Origin of the sequence: Fredinandcohnia onubensis, assembly GCF_002734285.1 — a bacterium.
Lineage (GTDB): Bacteria > Bacillota > Bacilli > Bacillales > Bacillaceae_L > Ferdinandcohnia > Ferdinandcohnia onubensis_A.
The window spans coordinates 145,921-163,612 of record NZ_NSEA01000008.1; the positions used below are offsets into that span (position 1 = coordinate 145,921).

Sequence of the window (17,692 nt, forward strand, 5' to 3'; positions counted from 1 at the left end):
TCTCCGCATAACAATTAAAATCAGCCTAGAACCACTCTTTCGTTTAGTTCCTCATGATAGATCCACGCATTTTGTCCAGGTGTTGTTGCACCTATCCATACAAAAAGCGGATCCGGTCCATGTGAACCATTAAATGTGACGACGAGATGTTTGTAGCTTTTGAGATTAAATTCTTCATCTTCTCGGAAGAAGGATAGCTGCGGATTGTACAGCCGATTTCCCTCTGTATATTCATTTCTGTATTCACTATATTCAGGTAAATCTTCTGGACGTTTTACTTGGCTAAATGTGACGACAATTTTTCGGGATTCAAAAAAGAGTGAAACATATTCGTATGATAAGCCTGCTGTTCGAATTTCAGGCGTTACATTCAATTCTGGATGTTGATTCGCGATTGTGTAAATGGAGTCGAAAACATAAGAGGCGCGTTGTCTGGAGATGAAGTTTCTTTCGGTGACGAGATCAGGCTTTCCCTCTCTATCCTTATAAAAACGCTCTAATCCACGTTTAATCCCTTTGATTATTAATTGTCGTTCAGCGCTACTTAAATAGAATTCATGACTAGAATCTAGCAAGAAACGAACCTCCCTATTGATAGTTTTCCTTATTATACCTTCAAAGGGGTGTCGAAAAGTGTTAGATTGTGGTTGAATCTATTATTCCAATAAAAAAGAATAAGCTTATACACTTAATAAACCTATTCTTTCACATTCATTATTATATAAAATTATTCAAACAGATCCTTCGTTGCTTCTATCCATGTTTTAGCCATTAGCATATTTCCGAGCGTATTCATATGAACACCATCAATTGTTAGAGGAAAGTCCTTCTTATGCTTTAAAAATGAAATAAAGGACTGGTGTGTCGGAACGATTACTACATTATATTTTTCTGCTAATTGGTGGATGATATCAATATATGGTTTTAGCATGGAATTACCTTTTGCCAGAATATCTTCTGAAATTACTGTTGGTTCCATTAAAACAATTGAAGCATTGGTTTTTTCCTTCGTATTTATAAGAAGATTCTCTAACACTTCTTCAAAACGTTGTGGTAACACTTGTTCCATCTCAGGAGAATCTACTTGTCTCCATACATCGTTGATCCCAATGGAAATCGAAACGATATCAGGATGAAATGAAATAACATCTTGCTCCCACCGTTCAGCTAGGTCTGTTACCCGATTTCCGCTAATCCCTTTGTTTATGATTTCAATATCCCTTTGTGGATACGAAACCTTCAAATAATCATGAAGCAATCGTACATATCCCGTTCCAATGCTATCACTCTCGTTAATCCCCCACCATGTAATGCTGTCACCAATAAAAACAATTCGTTGTTTCACACTTTTCCCCTCCATGTATGTAAGTAATCCTCTAGCTTTTCACACACATAATAGATATAAAAAGTTATCAGGCTGTATGGATCATTTACATCCTTGATGGAATCCACTTTTAAAGGCTCGATTTCCCTTTTCCAATTTGAGAAGTCAGTGATAATCACACTTATTTCTTCGTGCTTATCTATTTTTTCAGGATCGTTCACCCGGCATGGAAACAGAGGTACGTTCCACTTCGATACTTCCGAAAGCACAGCTTCCATTTTCACAAGCGCTTGTTTAACCTTCATTTGATGTTCGTCAAAGATTGAGTAGAAATCTGTTTCAATCTCCTGGTAGTCATCTCCCCAAGTCAATCGTGCAAAATAATAACTGTTCAGTAATTGTAACGCTTCCCATGGAAAATAGAGATCCACTTTTTTCTGATTTTCTTTAGCTATATAAGGCACAATTAGATTAACCATTGAATTGACTCCTAGATTTGCATACACTTCGATGTCCTCGTGAATTCTGTGAAATAAAGGAGGAAATAAATCGCCTAACATATAATGATCACTATAATATTCAAATATAGTGATTTCCTGCTGATTGGCCTTAGCTATTTGGCCCCATTTTTGTAAAGCCTCAAATGCTCTTTCTTCCTTCATAAAAGATTGCTGATAATTTCTTCCCCAATAAGCAAATAGCGTATTTACTTTACTAGAACCACTTAACCCTTCTTGAAGTTCTAACATATCCCACGATAAGCCTGCATTGTAGGCAATATGCTCTACTTCAATGCTAGGAATTTCATTCTGTAAGAGTTCAGTAAATTCTATGTAACGAGCTAAAAAGTCTTCGCTATCATTTATCCCAATATCGGCTGGCCATAAGGATACTCGTTTAATGGATGTTGTTTCTTCACTATAGCTTTTTATTTTCTCGATAAGTTCATGCTTCCAGCTATCATCTGAAAAATCAATCTGCCTTTTTTCAGAAACAGAGGGTTCCATTAATAAATAGTGCATGCTATGTCCGCCAATTGTAATCGATAGTCCTCTTTTTTCAATCTCTTCTTCGATTACATGTTTTACCTTATCCCATAACATAAAAGTAAAAAACAGTTCATTTATATAGTGTTTCGCAGCCCAATCGATAAGTTGTGTTAGGAAAGAAATATCATCGTAATTTTCAATTACTAGCCCTCTTCTTACCATATTTCCGCTATGGATTTCAGCAGGTATAAAACGAACGTCCTTGTATTCTATTTTTTCTTTAGATAAAAAATGAACCCATTTGTACCCAAACAGTTTTTTACAAAGATGATAAACTCCATAAAGGACTGATCTAGGATTGCTTCCAATAATATAAATTTCTCGATCTATTTGTATAAAATGAAAAGCATCAACAGCAGGATCATTTTTCAATAAAGACTGATCAGTTAAGCCTTTTTCTATAAAATCTTGATCCAACCCTAAAACAAACGAATTAGCTATAGGCTCTTGAACCTGTTTTGTATACTTGAGTAACTCTTCTTTAGCAAATATGATTGCTGGATCACTATTAAGAGTCTTACATCTAACTGACATCTTGACACCTCCTCGCATTAGTCTAATAAGGATTGATTTAATTCTTTTAAGATAAGGCCTGATAAGATAATGGCGTTCGTCCATCCACTTTCTATTACATATGCACCCCAACCCGTGTCACCATTATTGCCAAAGTACTCTCCACTGTCTAAATGATAGGAACGCATCCATCCGCCATCAAATTCCATTCTTGGAGAAGTGATTTGAATATTTGATAAAAAGAGGGCGAGTTTCTCATGAAAATTATTAATTTTAGAGTCTTCTGTTGCTTTCCATGCCTCCCAAGCATTCATCAGTAAGAAATTATTGGTGTACAATTGGTCTGCAATTCCTTCACCATTCATTCGGAAAACACCCGTATCCTCTGTACCATAGCGTTCTGGATCCGGATTATCACTTTCTTCGATTCCACCATGTTTATGTTGATTCTCAATTAGATAATCAAGTACTTCATATAAACCTTCCTGAATGGTATCGCTCTTTGTAACAGCAAATAGTTGGGCCAATGATAATAGAAATCTGCTATATCCAGCCGTTTTGCTATACATGAATTTCAAATCCTTTTTATTCTCAAGCATAGTTAACGTACCTTGATAAGCGGTTTCTAAAAACTTTTCATCATTCGACACATAATACGCTTGTATAAAGGCAGCGTGGACAATTGATTCAAAATGAGGATTCATACTAGCTAACGTCGAATTTTGGAAATAGGCGGTTCCTTGCTCTATTAGCTCTAGTTCACGGATACATTCAGGGCGAAGTCCATTTTTATTTTGCGTGTTTAATAGAGCATATGCTGTTAATAGGCCTCTTTCTTTATATATGGTTTGACCTGTTTTACGGTACAAATATAAGAGAACCAGTGCTACCCAACTATTATCATCAGAAAAGATTTGGTCGGGTTTCCTCTTCGGACTTTGAAACCATTTCCAAAAACCATATGTAGCTGAATTTGAATCGGTGTCCTGATAGCCGGCTTCAAATAAGTAGTTGAATAACTGATGTGATCTCTCGGTCCATTCAGGGTCCTTCGCATATTCCCCATACAGGAAAAATAAGAGGGCTGTATGTGCATGACAATCCGGTCGGAAATCCTTACTTATATCGCTTCGAATTGAATGGACATTTTCATAAACTCCAAGACTACCATCTTCCTTCGGTAAGATTCCAGAATGTAAAAACCAGTTCATCCCTTTTTCAATTGTTTGTTTAGTATCAGATTTCTTTGATGTTTCAATGATTGGTTGGATAGATTGTAGTGGTAAGTGATACTCCTTCTGAAGCCATTTTACAACCCCATTCCATAACCAATTAGGTCGTAACGTCCAATTCTGTTCATTACCTAAAAAAGAAAAAGTTGAAAAAATGGTTTTCCCCTTCCCATGCTTTTTCACAACAATTCCAGGGTATTGCCCTTCGTCCAAAGTTCGATGGGTCTCTTTGAAATGACCGATATCTAAAAGCCGTTCCGTGTCAAAGGTAAAGCCTGTTAAAAAGGCACCTTGCCATTCGAGTAACTGACCTTTTTTACAATACTGGGTATCATGAGAAATCACTAGTTTTTCTAGACGACGGTTCGTTACTGTGAAATCCTGCTTAAAACCAAAAAGGCGAGAGGAAGGAAAATCCTCACAGTTGATCAGTTCCCCAAATAGGATTCCACCATGCTCAACGTAATCCCAGAGTTTTTCAAGTGTGTCGTACGATAGTTTCATAGGATTTCCATTGTCATAACCATTGATAAAAATAACTGAATATTGATGAAGGTTCTCCTGTAAGAGTTGATTGATATTCGAAAAATAATGAGTATAGCTTACAACGCTTTTCATTTGAGTACTTTTGTCAACTAAAGCGATCAAAGTTTATCCACTCCACTCTTTGTCTTCATTTAAATTTTGTGGATTTTGGGCCAATCAAGTTCTATTCCTGCTTTCGCTAAACGCGATTGAAAATCCGTTAGTTTATCATCTTGATTTCTTACCGCATGCGGGATGATTTCATGATCAATACAATATGATGCTAAATGACCAGCCACTTCACCGATATTCCACTCCACTGGATGTAATCGATAACAACCATTTGTAATATGAGTGGTGCCAATATTTTTGCAAGCGGGTAACAAATTTTGAACCCGTATAGGTAATAAACTCCCGAGAGGAATTTGGAATGGATGGGACGAAATATCAATATACGTATCCAATCCTGTACTCGGATGTAGATCTAAACGATAACTTCCAATCCCAACACTATCGTGAAAGAACGTGGCACTTTCTTTCCCATCGATTTCACCGCTAATATCTTGTTCTTTTACGGTATATTGTGCTTTAATTCGTCTTGATTCACGGATATATGGGTACATGGCTAAGCCATCTTCGGTTCCTAATATATCTTTCCTTAACCGTATTCCAGGATATCCTTTTCCTCCATCTGGACGAGGCGCTTCCGTTTGCATCCAGTAAAGTAGGGATAAACTTAACTGTTTGGCATTATATAAATGTTTTTCCTTCTCCTCATCGGTTACATCAATAAGGGGACCTAACCAATAATCGTTTTGTGGCCAATTGACGATGGTTACGTCACTTTGAAACATACCTGGTTCAAAATTATCTTTATCGAGTATCCTCCGGTAGTTCCATAATGAAAAGCGTTCTGGTTCGTAAAAAAAGGAATACTCAATTGGTTCTAATGTGTGAGGTACAAGACCCCACCAACTTAATTGTTTGGCTGGCCAAAACTCTGCCTGATAGTTCCTCCAAAATTCATATTGATCAGGTTTTTCAATTGTATGATTTTCTCCTTCAAAATGATCAATCGCAAAACAATACGTAAAAGCCTGCATATTATAAGGTTGATGTTCTTTTGGTGCATGTTCTTCCCCAGTTACTTCTTGCGATTCAGCTCCAATTACATATTCAACATTGGCAAGTGGTAAAACATCTCCCATTTCAGTTGCATCCAAAAAATACTTCCCTATTAACTGGTATGAATATCCCGTTCTTGAATGCTGAACGGTTACTGATTGAACTTGATCATTTTCGGATTCTGCCTTACTAATTTTAAATTCTGTTAATAACGTCAGCCTTCCACTGCTTATATAGGGCGATAACATATCGTAAAGAACACGTAAAGCTACTCGCGGTTCATGACTTATGTTACTAACAATGGCATTACCAGGATTGAATTGATCATTCATCCGTTCTTTGGTCTTAACTGGATAATTGGAAAGATAGTATTCTCTGATTTTTTTTCGGAAAGTCTGATAGGTTTTTGTTGCTCCAAATCGTTCAATCCACGGATGCTCATCCGGTGGTACACCTTGACTTGTAATTTGACCACCAATCCATTTCGTCTCCTCGGTCAAGACCACGTTTTTCCCAGATTGTAAGGCGGAAAGTGCAGCGGCACATCCTCCGAGGCCACCCCCTATAATGACAATATCTGTTTGCAATTGTTCAAAGACTTTCATCGTATTCCCCCTTTCATTTTCAAAAGCTCGATATGATTCGAGCTCTTAGATTCAGAATTACCTCAAATCCCATTTAGTTTTACAGGTTCTCTCTTTTCAGAAGATTGATAGGCTGCTAGAGCTACCTCTACTGCTTTTAACCCTGAATGGCCTGATGCTAGGGGGGCTCTACCAACTTTTACACTTGCAACAAAATCCTCGATCAAACCGGCGTCCATATCATCGCCCCAGCCAATCCATTTGACCCCTTCGTGATTTGAATAATAATCCATTTTTTGCGAGAACGCGTCAATCTTTAAGGTACCATTTGTTCCGATAATTTCCATTGTTACATCGCCCCACGTTGGATAAGAGCTGTTTCTTGACCAACTGCAATCGAGTGTAGCAAACATACCATTTGTAAATTCCATTGTGAGAATACCACAATCATCAATCGGATGATCAATATATACATTGCCGATTTCTGCGTAAACTTCTTTCACTTCTGCTCCTGTAAACCATCTCATGATATCGACTACATGAACTGTATGATCAAGAACGGCTCCACCACCAGACTTCTCCTTATCAATAAACCAGCCTCCAGGATTGGTTCCCCTGTTTGTTCCCTTAATGGCTAAAATTTCTCCCAGTGCACCTTCTTCAATCACTTTTTTAGCATGTTGAATGGGAGTGTTAAATCGAACAGGAAAAGCTGTACCTAACAAAACTTGATGTTGTTCACAAACGCTTATCATTTCTTCAATATCTTTTAAATTGGTTGCTAACGGCTTTTCACATAAGACATGCTTTCCTGCTTTAGCTGCAGCAAGTACGTGTTGATGATGAAGATTGTTTTCAGATGTTACAATGACAGCATCAATATCAGATTCCAATAAATCATGGTAAGTGGGATAATAGACTGTATCGTAAAGCTGAGAGTGCTTTATTCCTCTTTCTTCATTCTCATCGGATATACCAGCTAATGTGACACCTTCCATATTTTTAATGACGGATGCATAACTATGGGCATGCATATGAGCAAAGCTTATGATTCCAATCTTCATATCAGTTCTCCCCCTTCTGACCTAGAGATACAGGTACACCTGTTTTTAAAGATTCGAGGGCAGCAGCTGATATTTCCATGGCTTTATACGCATCTTCTGCTGTAACAATCGGTGTGTCATTCGTTTTCAAACATGATAAGAAATGCTCTAGTTCTATATGATACGGTGACTTTTTCATAGGGCTTTGTGGTACCTCAACACCGTTTTGTTCCTCGTTCGATTGTCTGATAGAAAGTAACACAGGCTCTTCTTTTAAACTATCATATTCGATGATTCCACTTTTTCCGGCGAATTCAAATTGGGAAGAAAAAGTTTGATGAGCCCAAGTACCTTCCACATGGGCAATAACACCTGATTTAAAGACTAAGGTCACAATCGCGTAATCGAGATGGTCCAGTCCTTTATCAGAAATGCTTTTCGCAAATACTCGATCCACTTCACCGAAAGTCCAACGTAGAAAATCAAAATCGTGAATGATTAAATCCAGTATCACACCGCCACTTTTGGATTGGTCTGCATACCAATCACTCCATCCCAATGGGAAATTTCCGCCTCTTCTTGTACGAACAATCCCAATATCCCCAATTGATCCTTGTTTAACAAGCTCTTTTGCTTTTGAATACTGTGGGAAGAAACGAACCACATGCCCGACAAATAGTTTCACATCTTTTTTCTTACAGTACTCAATCATTTCCTGAGCGTCCTGAAGGGAATATGCTAATGGTTTTTCACAAATCACATCAATACCTAGATCTGCCGCTTTTATCACATATTGTTTATGCAGAAAAGTTGGAGCACATATATCGATCACATCTATACGTTCGAGGTCACCTACAGCTTCTTCTAACGTTTGAAAAATCTTTGTATCATTTTCACCTATGATTTGTTCTGCCTGCTCTTTTCTGATATCTACAATTCCAACGACCTTGACATTTTCCATCGCATAATAGGCACTTGCATGTACCATACCCATTGTTCCGGCACCTATCAATAATACGTTCTGCATACAATCAACCTCTTTTCTCAATTTCCGAAAGTTGCTTAATAAGATTATTTAAATTTCCATGCTTCCATTTGCGATGACTTCTTTGTACCAGTGGTAGCTTTCCTTCTTGATCCGATTTTGTGATTGAAAGTCTATATACACTAAACCAAATCGTTTTCCATACCCATCAGCCCATTCAAAATTATCTAATAACGACCATGCTAGATAACCGATGATCGGAATACCTGAATCAATCGCTCGACTAACAGCCGTTAAATGTTGTTTATAATAGAGAATCCGGTCTTGATCATTCACTTTTCCATTAACAAGATCATCCACACAACAAGCTCCATTTTCCGTAATAAAAAGCGGATTATTACCATAGCGCTCAGCAAGATATTGAAACACTTTATAAAAACCGTCTGCATAGATTGGCCAGCCAATATGAGTGTGTTTATAATCAATTTCAATATTCTCGATATCTAGTAATCCTTCATTTTCCTTATAACGAGCCACATTACCGGAATAATAGTTTACTCCTATAAAATCAATAGGCTGTTGAATGATTTCCATGTCTCCGTCTTCAATATGAAGATGTGCACCTTTCTTTTTAAACCAATCCACTAAATAGTGTGGATACTCTCCCTTAAAAATAGGATCTAAAAACCAATCGATATTATGACCAATCTCTCTTCTACAAGCTTCGATATCTTCCATCCGATTACTAAAAGGTTCTCTCCACGTGGTATTTGTTGCAGTACCAATCTGACCTTCAGTCCCTAGTTCTCGAAAAATTTTAATTGCATTTCCATGTGCTAGGAGCAAATGGTGGGAAACATCAACCGCAAGCTGAAGATCTTGATAACCTGGGGCATGAACACCTCGATAATTCGATAAAAAAGCAGCACATAACGGCTCATTTATCGTCTGCCAGTATTTCACTTTCCCATTAAATTCCTTAAAAATGGTTTCAGCGTAATGGCTAAATGCATCAATGGTATTCCGGTATGCCCATCCGCCTTGATCCTGTAGCGCTTGGGGGAGGTCCCAATGATAAAGAGTTAACATTGGCTCAATTCCTTTATCCACTAAAGAATTAACTAGTTTATGGTAATAGTCCAACCCTTTCTGATTTAGCTCCCCGTGACCGTTTGGATAAATCCTTGGCCATGAAACAGAAAAGCGATACACGTTTGCACCTAATTCGTCCAATAATTCGATATCTTCTTCATAGCGATGATAACTATTACATGCGACATCACCATTATCATTATTCTTTACTTTTCCGGGCGTATGAGAAAAGGTATCCCAAATGGATAACCCTCGCCCATCTTCAAAAGCAGCGCCTTCAACCTGATAAGCAGCAGTCGCAGTTCCCCATTTCATCCCTTTTGGAAACTGAATAATCGGCATATGTCTTCCCTCCAAATCAACCTTTACCAATTAAAATTACCCGCCGTAGCAATTCGATGGTAGAAATGATTACCTAACGAACCCTCAGGGATCCCATTTGGACCATCATGAACTAATCTTTTTTCCTCTAATTCTTCAATTCTCTCGATTGAACCTTCAAGCCAATGTGAAATTCGAAGTTTAGATGTTTCCATTCTGGCAAGTAATCCCCCGTAGCGGAATTCAATTATTTCCCAGCCAAAAGGTTTATATAGCGAAAACCAAACTTCTCGATGCTTGCTATGGAGAAGACTTATTTCTCTCGTCAATTCTTGTAACTCGGTAAGATGAAGTTTCATCGTTTCTTTATCACCATTGTCATAAGCAGTTTTTAAATGAATCCCCATTTCCGCCTTGATACTAAGTGCACTTGCAAGCTGTTCATAAAACTCAAATAGTAACGATGCATTAGGATTTCTATCCTTGGCCGCACTTAGTTGAGGAATTATCTTTTGATAATGTGCATTCATTTCAAGTCCACGGATATTTTCATCAAATAAACCAATAAGAAGATCCTGCCATAATAAAAATTTAGAAGCATTTGAGGAGTTCAGATTATTTTCCATTACACCAGGTGTTTCATCTAATTGATTGAGGGTAAGGAAATCCTCTAAATGGTTTCCCGTGCAGAAAAGGAAACGCTGGGCTAAATGCTCCTTTGTTACGGTTTGATGATAGGTATGTTCCGCATATAGCTGAATTACTGGTAATGCAGTTGTAAGTGGAGTTTCCCCTCCATTATCGCCCCATAATGTCGTAAAAACTTCTTGTAATCCATCTTTTTTACAAGCTGATAAAGCAGCTTCTGTCGTTGCAAATGCACGCCCATAGTTTGGAGAAATCCCATTCCATGTCCAGGCTCCCCCAGCAAAAAGAGTATCTCTTCCTAACTCTTTATGCTTCTGAATATACGTCCGATAAAACTCTTCATCTGCATGATAATAATCCCAATACACAAGTTCCACATTTTTTGGTATGGAAGTAATCGCTTCTTCTGGAATATGTACATCTTCATCGTAATATTCGCCATGTTTTGAACCTAAGCGGAAATACATATCACTCCAAATCATTGGTTTTAGCCCGTGTCGATCTGCAATTGACACAACTTGTTCTAAATGCTTATTCATAATCTCAAAACGATTTTCATATCCGGTTAAATCTAAATAGCGACCAAGCCCAAGCTGATGCGCTTCATCCATTCCAATATGAATGCGATTGGATTTAAATGGTTTCGAAGCAGCTTGAATCATACTTTCAATAAACTGGTAAGTTTTTGACTCGCCTACTAATAAAATGTCTGCGGTGTCTCTTATTTCCTTCGCATAACCCCATTTCAAGGCCATTGTTAAATGAGCGAGAGTTTGGATACAAGGTATCATCTCAATCCCTAGGGCATCTGCATATTGATCGCAAGTCTTTAGTTCATCTTCTGTGTATCGACCACGCATATACCCGAAATACGGATAATCTGGTACTTCATATGTATCCTCTGTATAGAGCATGACAACGTTTAATCCCATAATGGAAAGTTTTCTAAGAAATGCTTGAACTTCATCTACTTTTAAGACGGCATTTCTAGAAACATCCAACATGACACCACTTGTTTGAAAATGGGGCTGTTCAGTTATCTCAAATTCACCACTCCTCTGATAATTCTCTAACCACACCCCCATTGCACGATAGAAATGAATTTTTTCTTGATAATAAATTTCACCTTTTCCATCCTTATTGCTAACATGGATCGGACCTTCCCCTTGAATGACGGTAATTGGGTACCCCTTTTCATTTAATTCAATCCCCAGATCATCGGTTAATAACTCTAATCCCTTAATAATTGAATTTGTTTCACCCAATAAATGAATTTGCATATTTGATACCTCTTTTCGATTTTTACGTTACAGTTCTTAATCTATCTCAGGAAGAATTCTTTTTATTACGTTGATAAACAAAATTTCCATCTATCATTGTGGCTTTTACTTCTAAATCATTTGTTAAAATAACGAGATCAGCATCATATCCAACGGCAATTCTACCTTTACGGTCACTAACTCCGCAGACAATAGCTGGATTAAAGCTAGCCATTTGCACGGCTTCTTCAATGGGAATACGAGAATTCTGAATGATAAATTGAACTGCCTTGTCTAGCGTTAAAGAACTTCCCGCAAGGCTTCCGTTCGCTAATGATACTTTTCCACCACTTTTATAGACTGTCTTCCCACCGATTTGATGACACCCGTCTGGTAATTGGTTAGTTCCGGTGCAATCCGAAATTAATGTAATCTGATCCACCCCTTTTATTTTATAAAGGAGTTCAATTATTTTTGAATGCACATGAAAGCCATCTGCGATAAGTTCACAGTGTAATTCTTGTAAATCAAGTGCTGCAAACGCAGCTGTTAATTTGCGATGTGTAAACGGACCCATTCCATTGAAACAATGAGTAACTCTTGATAGGCCGTATTTAATCGCCATTTCCATTTCCTCATAGGAGGCATCTGTATGTCCGGCTGAAATGGCAATATTCTTTCCCTTTAATAATTGAATGACATCGGTAGCGTTTGGAAGCTCAGGTGCCAATGTTACGATTCGTATCGTATCACCTGCCTTTTGAAGGATCGATTGTACTTCTTCAATAACAGGATCTAGTATGTATTCTGTTTTTTGAGCACCTTTATATTTTTGATTAATCCAAGGTCCTTCCAGATGGACACCCAAAAGCTGAGCACCACTACGCTTTTCGGAGACTATTTGTTTACTTAATAAAAGGAAGGTTTTAATATCTTCTAATGTGGCTGCCCTTGATGTTGACAAGAAACTTGTCACACCAAAGGTTGGGAGCCCATTTTGAATGCGATAAAAACCTTCCTTTGTACGATCCATAAAATCTTGACCATTCAGACCGTGTATATGTGTATCGATAAAACCAGGACAGATCCACCCTTCCACTTGGTAGTAGGGCAGATCCTCAATGTTTTTCTGGCCAACGAAAATGATTTTTCCATCTTTGATTTCAATGATCATATTTTTATCAATTCTCTTATCCGTAACTACATTTCCATGTAAGTAAAAGTGGTTATACATCATTTGAATTCAAAATCCTTTCGCTTTATGGCCTAATTTTAAGTACTACGTAAAGTGAATGATTTTTGTAAGAGTTGTAGATTCTTTGTTTAACAGTTTTTCAAATTCTTGAGGTGAATCTACAAATTCAACAACTTCCGAAATAAACGGTCTGACATCAATGCGTTTATCTTTAACGAGTCGAATATACTCTTCAAGGTTTCTTCCTTCTGTCCAGCGAACATATTCATAAGGATAATCAATTGCTTCCTTTTCGTATATACTGTCGTATCTACCAGGACCGCCGGCTCGAGATATGAGTAACTGCGCTTCTTTACCGAACATTAAGTTTCTTGGAAAGTCAGGTTCAATATCACCTACGATAACTGCTTTGCCTTTGGTACGAATCCATTTCAAACATTCATGAGTAAGTGGAGAGCGCTTTCCTCCGGCACATAGTAGTACGGCATCTGCACCACGGGATTTCGTATCAATCCGAACGGTTTCTTCCATCTCTTCAACGGTCGCAAAAGATTTAATATTGTCTTCCTTCAGCATTTCTACTCGACTTTCGTGAAGGTCATACGCAATTACATTATAGGCAGCTGCATTGGCTATTTTGGCAATTAATTGCCCTAAAACTCCTAAGCCTACGATTACGACTGTTTCACCAAATTGAAGATTCGCAATCCGAAGGGCATGAATGGCAATCGCACCAAGCCCACCTAGAGCTGCTTCTTTCGGATCAACAGTATCGGGAACTTTAGCATACAAGGTTTTAGGAACTAACAGATATTCATCATGATGAACATATGGTGCACCGTAACAAGCAACTAAATCTCCTTTTTTCACATCGGTGATGTCACTACCACATTCAACGACCACCCCCATTGCACTGTATCCAAGATGAACCTGTCTATTTTCACTCATGGCTAGCAACGACAGTTCAGTTCCTGGTGAAATGACCGAATATAATGTTTTAACTAATATATAGGAAGGCTTCCCTTCTATGCTTGGTAATTCATCTTCAATGATTTCAACTTTCTTGTTGTTGGCTACAATTCTTTTCATTTGAAATCCTTCTTCCGTCAATTATTTAGACAGCCACTTTGATAAATTCGCTTTTACAAACTCATCATCATTTAGGTGTGGGTAGCTCGTATAAATACGGTCTAACTCTTCTGCCTGACCAGGACTTAAAACTTCGCGATCAACTAAACACCAATTTCCTTGAAGTAATCCTTGTCTAGCTAAGATTTCATTAATGCCAGCTATACTGCCTTTAAAGCTATTACGTGAATCAAATATCGCGGCATTCGCATCTGTAATTTGTTGACCAAGAGTTAATAACCCATTTGGAACTGACTTTTGACCTCTTACCACTTTAATTTCCTCAAATGTTTCTACGACACGTTTTGTCCAAACAGACCAGTGTCCCAGCAGTCCGCCGACAATTCTTTTTTCTACCTTCTGATCTCCAACTGTGAATTCATAGACTGTTAACAAATCGTTTATGATGTTATCATCATTACCCGTGTAAAGAGCGATTTCCTCATTGCGAGGCGAATGGCAAACCGCGCGAACAACGTCAATTGAACAATATCGATCAAATGGTGCAATTTTAATGGCATATACATTTGGAATGGAAGCAAAGCGTTCCCAAAATTCATACGAGAAAATGCGTCCTCCTACTGCAGGTTGTAAATAAAAACCGAATACCGGAATAACCTCTGCTACTTTTTCAGCGCGCTCAATTAATTCATCTTCGGATAAATGGTTCAAGCCACCCATACTCAAAAGCCCTAAGTCATAGCCGACCTCTTTACTAAAAGCTGCCTCTTTAAGTGCCTGCTCAGTAGGTCCACAAATTCCTGCCACTTTAATAAAATCATTAGGAACATTGGCACGTTTTGTTTCTTCAATTGCGATTGTTAGTACTCGTTCATAAAGATTAAACTCAGGATCTCGAATTTCAAACTGTGTTGTATGGACTCCTACTGCGATACCACCTACACCTGCATCGATATAGTAGCGTGTTAAGGCGCGTTGCCCTGCTTCATCAAGTTGTCTATCTTCAGTTAACGCTAATGGATGAGCTGGAATCACAGTGCCTTCATGAAGCTTTTTCTTAACAGCCTCTTTTAGCATTAAAATGCACCTTCTCTTTCCTGGAAGTGGGTAGGTTTATTGATCGTATGGCCGTCACTAACAACCCAGTCGGCAATCATATCAATCATTTGTTGTACGGTAACTTTTGGATAACCAAATAATTTATGTGCTTGAGATGCATTATTTAATAATGCAGTTGGGCTTTCACTATTCACATATACCGGTTCCTTTTCCATTCGTTTACCAAATTCCTTTGCAAGCCATCTCACTGACAATGTTTCAGGTCCTGTTACATTGATGATTTTTGGTGGATAATTTGTATGTAATAAGGAGCGAATCGCATATTCATTTGCATCCCCCTGCCAGATCACATTCACATTTCCCATCGTTAAATCGATTGGCTTCCCTTGGTGTACTGATTTTGCAATTTCAAGCAAAACTCCATATCGTAGGTCAATCGCATAGTTTAAACGAAAGTGCACGATTGGTGTTTGGTTTTTATGAGAAAAATAAGTTAAAACTCGTTCTCTACCTAAACAGGATTGTGCATATTCACCAACAGGATTAGGTGTCACATCCTCTGTACAACCATTGCTTAAAACAGATGTGAGTGGATACACATTACCTGTTGAAAAAGATACAATTCGTGAATTTTTAAACTTCTCTGCGACACGTCCTGGAAGATAAGCATTCATAGCCCATGTCCGATGTTCATTCCCAACTGTTCCGAATTTCGTACCTGCCATAAAGATAATGTTCTTTACATTTGGTAGGTTTTGAAGTTCTTCTTCCTTCAAAAAGTCAGCCTTAATTGTTTCAATTCCACACGCTTCTAATTCATCTATTAAACTCTCATCTGAGAATCTTGCAACACCAATCACTTTTTTTGATTGACCTGACTGCTCAACAGCTCTTTTTGCTAATTTCGCTAATGTCGGGCCCATTTTTCCACTAACACCTAGAATCATAATATCTCCGTCCAGTTGTTGGAGATCCTTTACTAATTCTCTGCTAGGTGTAGACATAAACTCCTCTAATTCTGCAATCGTTTCCATTTAAATCCTCCTAGTAACTAAATTTTTGCCTGCTCTAACGCATAAAAGCATTTGATAATTCTGAATTACCTTTATTTTATCTTTGGCACTATTAAAAGACAAGTCACTTAAAGGTCTTTTAATAAACACTCATTATTGATTGACATTTCGAAAAATTCCTCTTAATCTAGTAATAAGATTATTAAGAGACATTTCTTTAATATGTCTTTTAACTGGAGATGAAATGATGAAAACAAACCAATTATCAGACCATGGTACTGAAATTATTATTGGCATTGTTAGTCCTGAAGCACTTGAAAAGGAAATAATGAAAGCGCTTGAAGCATTCCCTAATTTTCAGCCAATATTTTTACATTCAACCCCCTCTTCAATTGAACCGGAGATTATGACAACCTTGATCAATAAAGTGGAAGTTCTATTATTTACCGAATTTCCAACTTATTTAAAAGCCAAACAGCTTAACAATTTTTCGATACCAGCGCATTACGTTCCCATAATGGGAACTGGACTTTATCGGTCTTTATTCTTGATTAATAATCAATACGATACTAAACATTTCTCTATTGATACGGTTGAAGAAAAATATATTCGCCGGATCCTATATGAATTAGACGAAACGAACTATGTATGTACATCCTACCCCAATTCTAGTCAGCCTGATTGTTCTGAGGAAATTGTCCAGTTTCACCAAGACAACTTTCAGAAATATGGCTCCATTGCCATTACTGGGGTACAGGAAATCGCACAAAAGCTTTCGGAATTGTCTATTCCGTATGAATGGGTTACCCCCACTTATCAGGATCTAATTGTTTCCCTCGAACGTGCATTACTTGCAACAGAAGCTCGTAAACATAAAGAATCTCAAATCGTTTTTGGGATCATTGATATTGACAAGTTTGATAAAGCTACAGAAAAATATCCATCAGAACATGAAGTACAATTATTTAAGCTGAAATTCCAACAGATCATGTTAAATTACACAAAGCTCCTTGATGGTCATTTGATTAATTCCGGTGGAGAAGAATTTTCGTTTATCACCACACGTGGTATTTTTGAAAGAGAAACACGCGGGTATAAATTCATCCCCTTATTGAATGCGATTAAAACTGAACTAGGTGTATCCATCAGCATTGGTGTTGGCTTTGGTCTCACGGCCGCAGAAGCTGGTAACCACGCAAGACTCGCACTCAGACAATCAAAAGAATTAGGCGGTAATGTTTGTTACATCGTTCGTGAAGACCAAAGTGTAATTGGGCCAGTTGATATGATAACCGATACTCAATATGAAAAATATGACCTATCTATAACAGATGCAGAACTGCTGCAAAAAGCAGAAAAGGCCGGAATGTCTGCTGCCTATATGACAAAGCTTATGGCAAGGGTAGCACGCCATAAGAAATTTGATTATACGGCTCAAGAGTTAGCTGACACATTGAACATTACAACAAGAAGTGCCCATCGAATCCTACTAAAATGGATGGATGCTAACTTGGTAGATATAGTAGGCGAAGAAAAAATCACCTACAAAGGAAGACCAAGACGGATTTATAGGCTTAGCTTTATCATTGATGAAAACGAATAAACAACAATGCCTAAAATAAAATGGCGGGTAAAA

At 37.9% G+C, this 17,692-nt stretch carries 14 protein-coding genes; 1 reads left to right on the top strand and 13 read right to left on the bottom strand.

Translation table 11 applies throughout. The features are described 5' to 3' along the window. Window positions 1–20: 20 nt before the first annotated feature. The 13 genes from CKJ95_RS08765 to CKJ95_RS08825 form a co-directional block, all read right to left on the bottom strand. Entirely contained in the window at window positions 21–575 is a 555-nt protein-coding gene (locus CKJ95_RS08765; protein WP_099353032.1) for a hypothetical protein, read from the bottom strand. Between the two features lie 152 nt (window positions 576–727). Then, the gene (locus tag CKJ95_RS08770) at window positions 728–1,345 is read right to left on the bottom strand and encodes an SGNH/GDSL hydrolase family protein (protein ID WP_257215741.1); all 618 of its coding nucleotides are present in this window, start codon (window positions 1,343–1,345) and stop codon (window positions 728–730) included. Further along, window positions 1,342–2,907, bottom strand: a complete 1,566-nt coding sequence (locus CKJ95_RS08775; RefSeq protein WP_099353034.1) for a hypothetical protein — start codon at window positions 2,905–2,907, stop codon at window positions 1,342–1,344. Before CKJ95_RS08775 ends, CKJ95_RS08770 begins: the two co-directional genes overlap by 4 nt. Before the next feature lie 17 nt (window positions 2,908–2,924). After that, the gene (locus CKJ95_RS08780; RefSeq protein ID WP_099353035.1) at window positions 2,925–4,766 is read right to left on the bottom strand and encodes a hypothetical protein; all 1,842 of its coding nucleotides are present in this window, start codon (window positions 4,764–4,766) and stop codon (window positions 2,925–2,927) included. 29 nt (window positions 4,767–4,795) lie between these two features. Continuing rightward, the gene (locus CKJ95_RS08785; protein WP_099353036.1) at window positions 4,796–6,373 is read right to left on the bottom strand and encodes an FAD-dependent oxidoreductase; all 1,578 of its coding nucleotides are present in this window, start codon (window positions 6,371–6,373) and stop codon (window positions 4,796–4,798) included. A gap of 62 nt (window positions 6,374–6,435) precedes the next feature. After that, window positions 6,436–7,416: a Gfo/Idh/MocA family protein gene (locus tag CKJ95_RS08790; protein WP_099353037.1), complete on the bottom strand. Its 981-nt coding sequence runs from the start codon at window positions 7,414–7,416 to the stop codon at window positions 6,436–6,438. 1 nt (window position 7,417) lies between these two features. Further along, on the bottom strand, window positions 7,418–8,422 hold the full coding sequence (locus CKJ95_RS08795; protein WP_099353038.1) for a Gfo/Idh/MocA family protein: 1,005 nt from the start codon (window positions 8,420–8,422) through the stop codon (window positions 7,418–7,420). Window positions 8,423–8,470: 48 nt separating this feature from the next. Then, window positions 8,471–9,814 carry a GH1 family beta-glucosidase gene (locus CKJ95_RS08800; protein ID WP_099353039.1) on the bottom strand — a complete coding sequence of 448 codons (1,344 nt, stop codon included), beginning with the start codon at window positions 9,812–9,814 and terminating at the stop codon, window positions 8,471–8,473. A gap of 23 nt (window positions 9,815–9,837) precedes the next feature. Next, entirely contained in the window at window positions 9,838–11,721 is a 1,884-nt protein-coding gene (locus CKJ95_RS08805) for a beta-N-acetylhexosaminidase (RefSeq protein WP_099353040.1), read from the bottom strand. Between the two features lie 46 nt (window positions 11,722–11,767). Further along, a complete protein-coding gene (gene nagA / locus CKJ95_RS08810) occupies window positions 11,768–12,937 on the bottom strand; it encodes an N-acetylglucosamine-6-phosphate deacetylase (RefSeq protein ID WP_099353041.1) in 1,170 nt (389 codons plus the stop codon). Between the two features lie 42 nt (window positions 12,938–12,979). Further along, a complete protein-coding gene (locus tag CKJ95_RS08815; RefSeq protein WP_099353217.1) occupies window positions 12,980–13,984 on the bottom strand; it encodes a zinc-dependent alcohol dehydrogenase in 1,005 nt (334 codons plus the stop codon). A gap of 21 nt (window positions 13,985–14,005) precedes the next feature. Further along, on the bottom strand, window positions 14,006–15,061 hold the full coding sequence (locus CKJ95_RS08820; RefSeq protein ID WP_099353042.1) for a dihydrodipicolinate synthase family protein: 1,056 nt from the start codon (window positions 15,059–15,061) through the stop codon (window positions 14,006–14,008). Continuing rightward, window positions 15,061–16,077: an NAD-dependent epimerase/dehydratase family protein gene (locus CKJ95_RS08825; RefSeq protein WP_099353043.1), complete on the bottom strand. Its 1,017-nt coding sequence runs from the start codon at window positions 16,075–16,077 to the stop codon at window positions 15,061–15,063. The genes CKJ95_RS08820 and CKJ95_RS08825 overlap by 1 nt, the downstream gene beginning before the upstream one ends. Window positions 16,078–16,303: 226 nt before the next feature. On the opposite strand from CKJ95_RS08825, the gene CKJ95_RS08830 reads away from it, so the two are divergent. Then, a complete protein-coding gene (locus CKJ95_RS08830; protein ID WP_099353044.1) occupies window positions 16,304–17,659 on the top strand; it encodes a hypothetical protein in 1,356 nt (451 codons plus the stop codon). Window positions 17,660–17,692: the final 33 nt, after the last annotated feature.

Coding starts and splice junctions, on each gene's coding strand:
- CKJ95_RS08820 (WP_099353042.1), bottom strand. CDS start 15,061: ATGCTAAAAGAGGCTGTTAAGAAAAAGCTTCATGAAGGCACTGTGATT.
- CKJ95_RS08790 (WP_099353037.1), bottom strand. CDS start 7,416: ATGAAGATTGGAATCATAAGCTTTGCTCATATGCATGCCCATAGTTAT.
- CKJ95_RS08800 (WP_099353039.1), bottom strand. CDS start 9,814: ATGCCGATTATTCAGTTTCCAAAAGGGATGAAATGGGGAACTGCGACT.
- CKJ95_RS08830 (WP_099353044.1), top strand. CDS start 16,304: ATGAAAACAAACCAATTATCAGACCATGGTACTGAAATTATTATTGGC.
- CKJ95_RS08805 (WP_099353040.1), bottom strand. CDS start 11,721: ATGCAAATTCATTTATTGGGTGAAACAAATTCAATTATTAAGGGATTA.
- CKJ95_RS08795 (WP_099353038.1), bottom strand. CDS start 8,422: ATGCAGAACGTATTATTGATAGGTGCCGGAACAATGGGTATGGTACAT.
- CKJ95_RS08775 (WP_099353034.1), bottom strand. CDS start 2,907: ATGTCAGTTAGATGTAAGACTCTTAATAGTGATCCAGCAATCATATTT.
- CKJ95_RS08825 (WP_099353043.1), bottom strand. CDS start 16,077: ATGGAAACGATTGCAGAATTAGAGGAGTTTATGTCTACACCTAGCAGA.
- nagA (WP_099353041.1), bottom strand. CDS start 12,937: ATGATGTATAACCACTTTTACTTACATGGAAATGTAGTTACGGATAAG.
- CKJ95_RS08785 (WP_099353036.1), bottom strand. CDS start 6,373: ATGAAAGTCTTTGAACAATTGCAAACAGATATTGTCATTATAGGGGGT.
- CKJ95_RS08815 (WP_099353217.1), bottom strand. CDS start 13,984: ATGAAAAGAATTGTAGCCAACAACAAGAAAGTTGAAATCATTGAAGAT.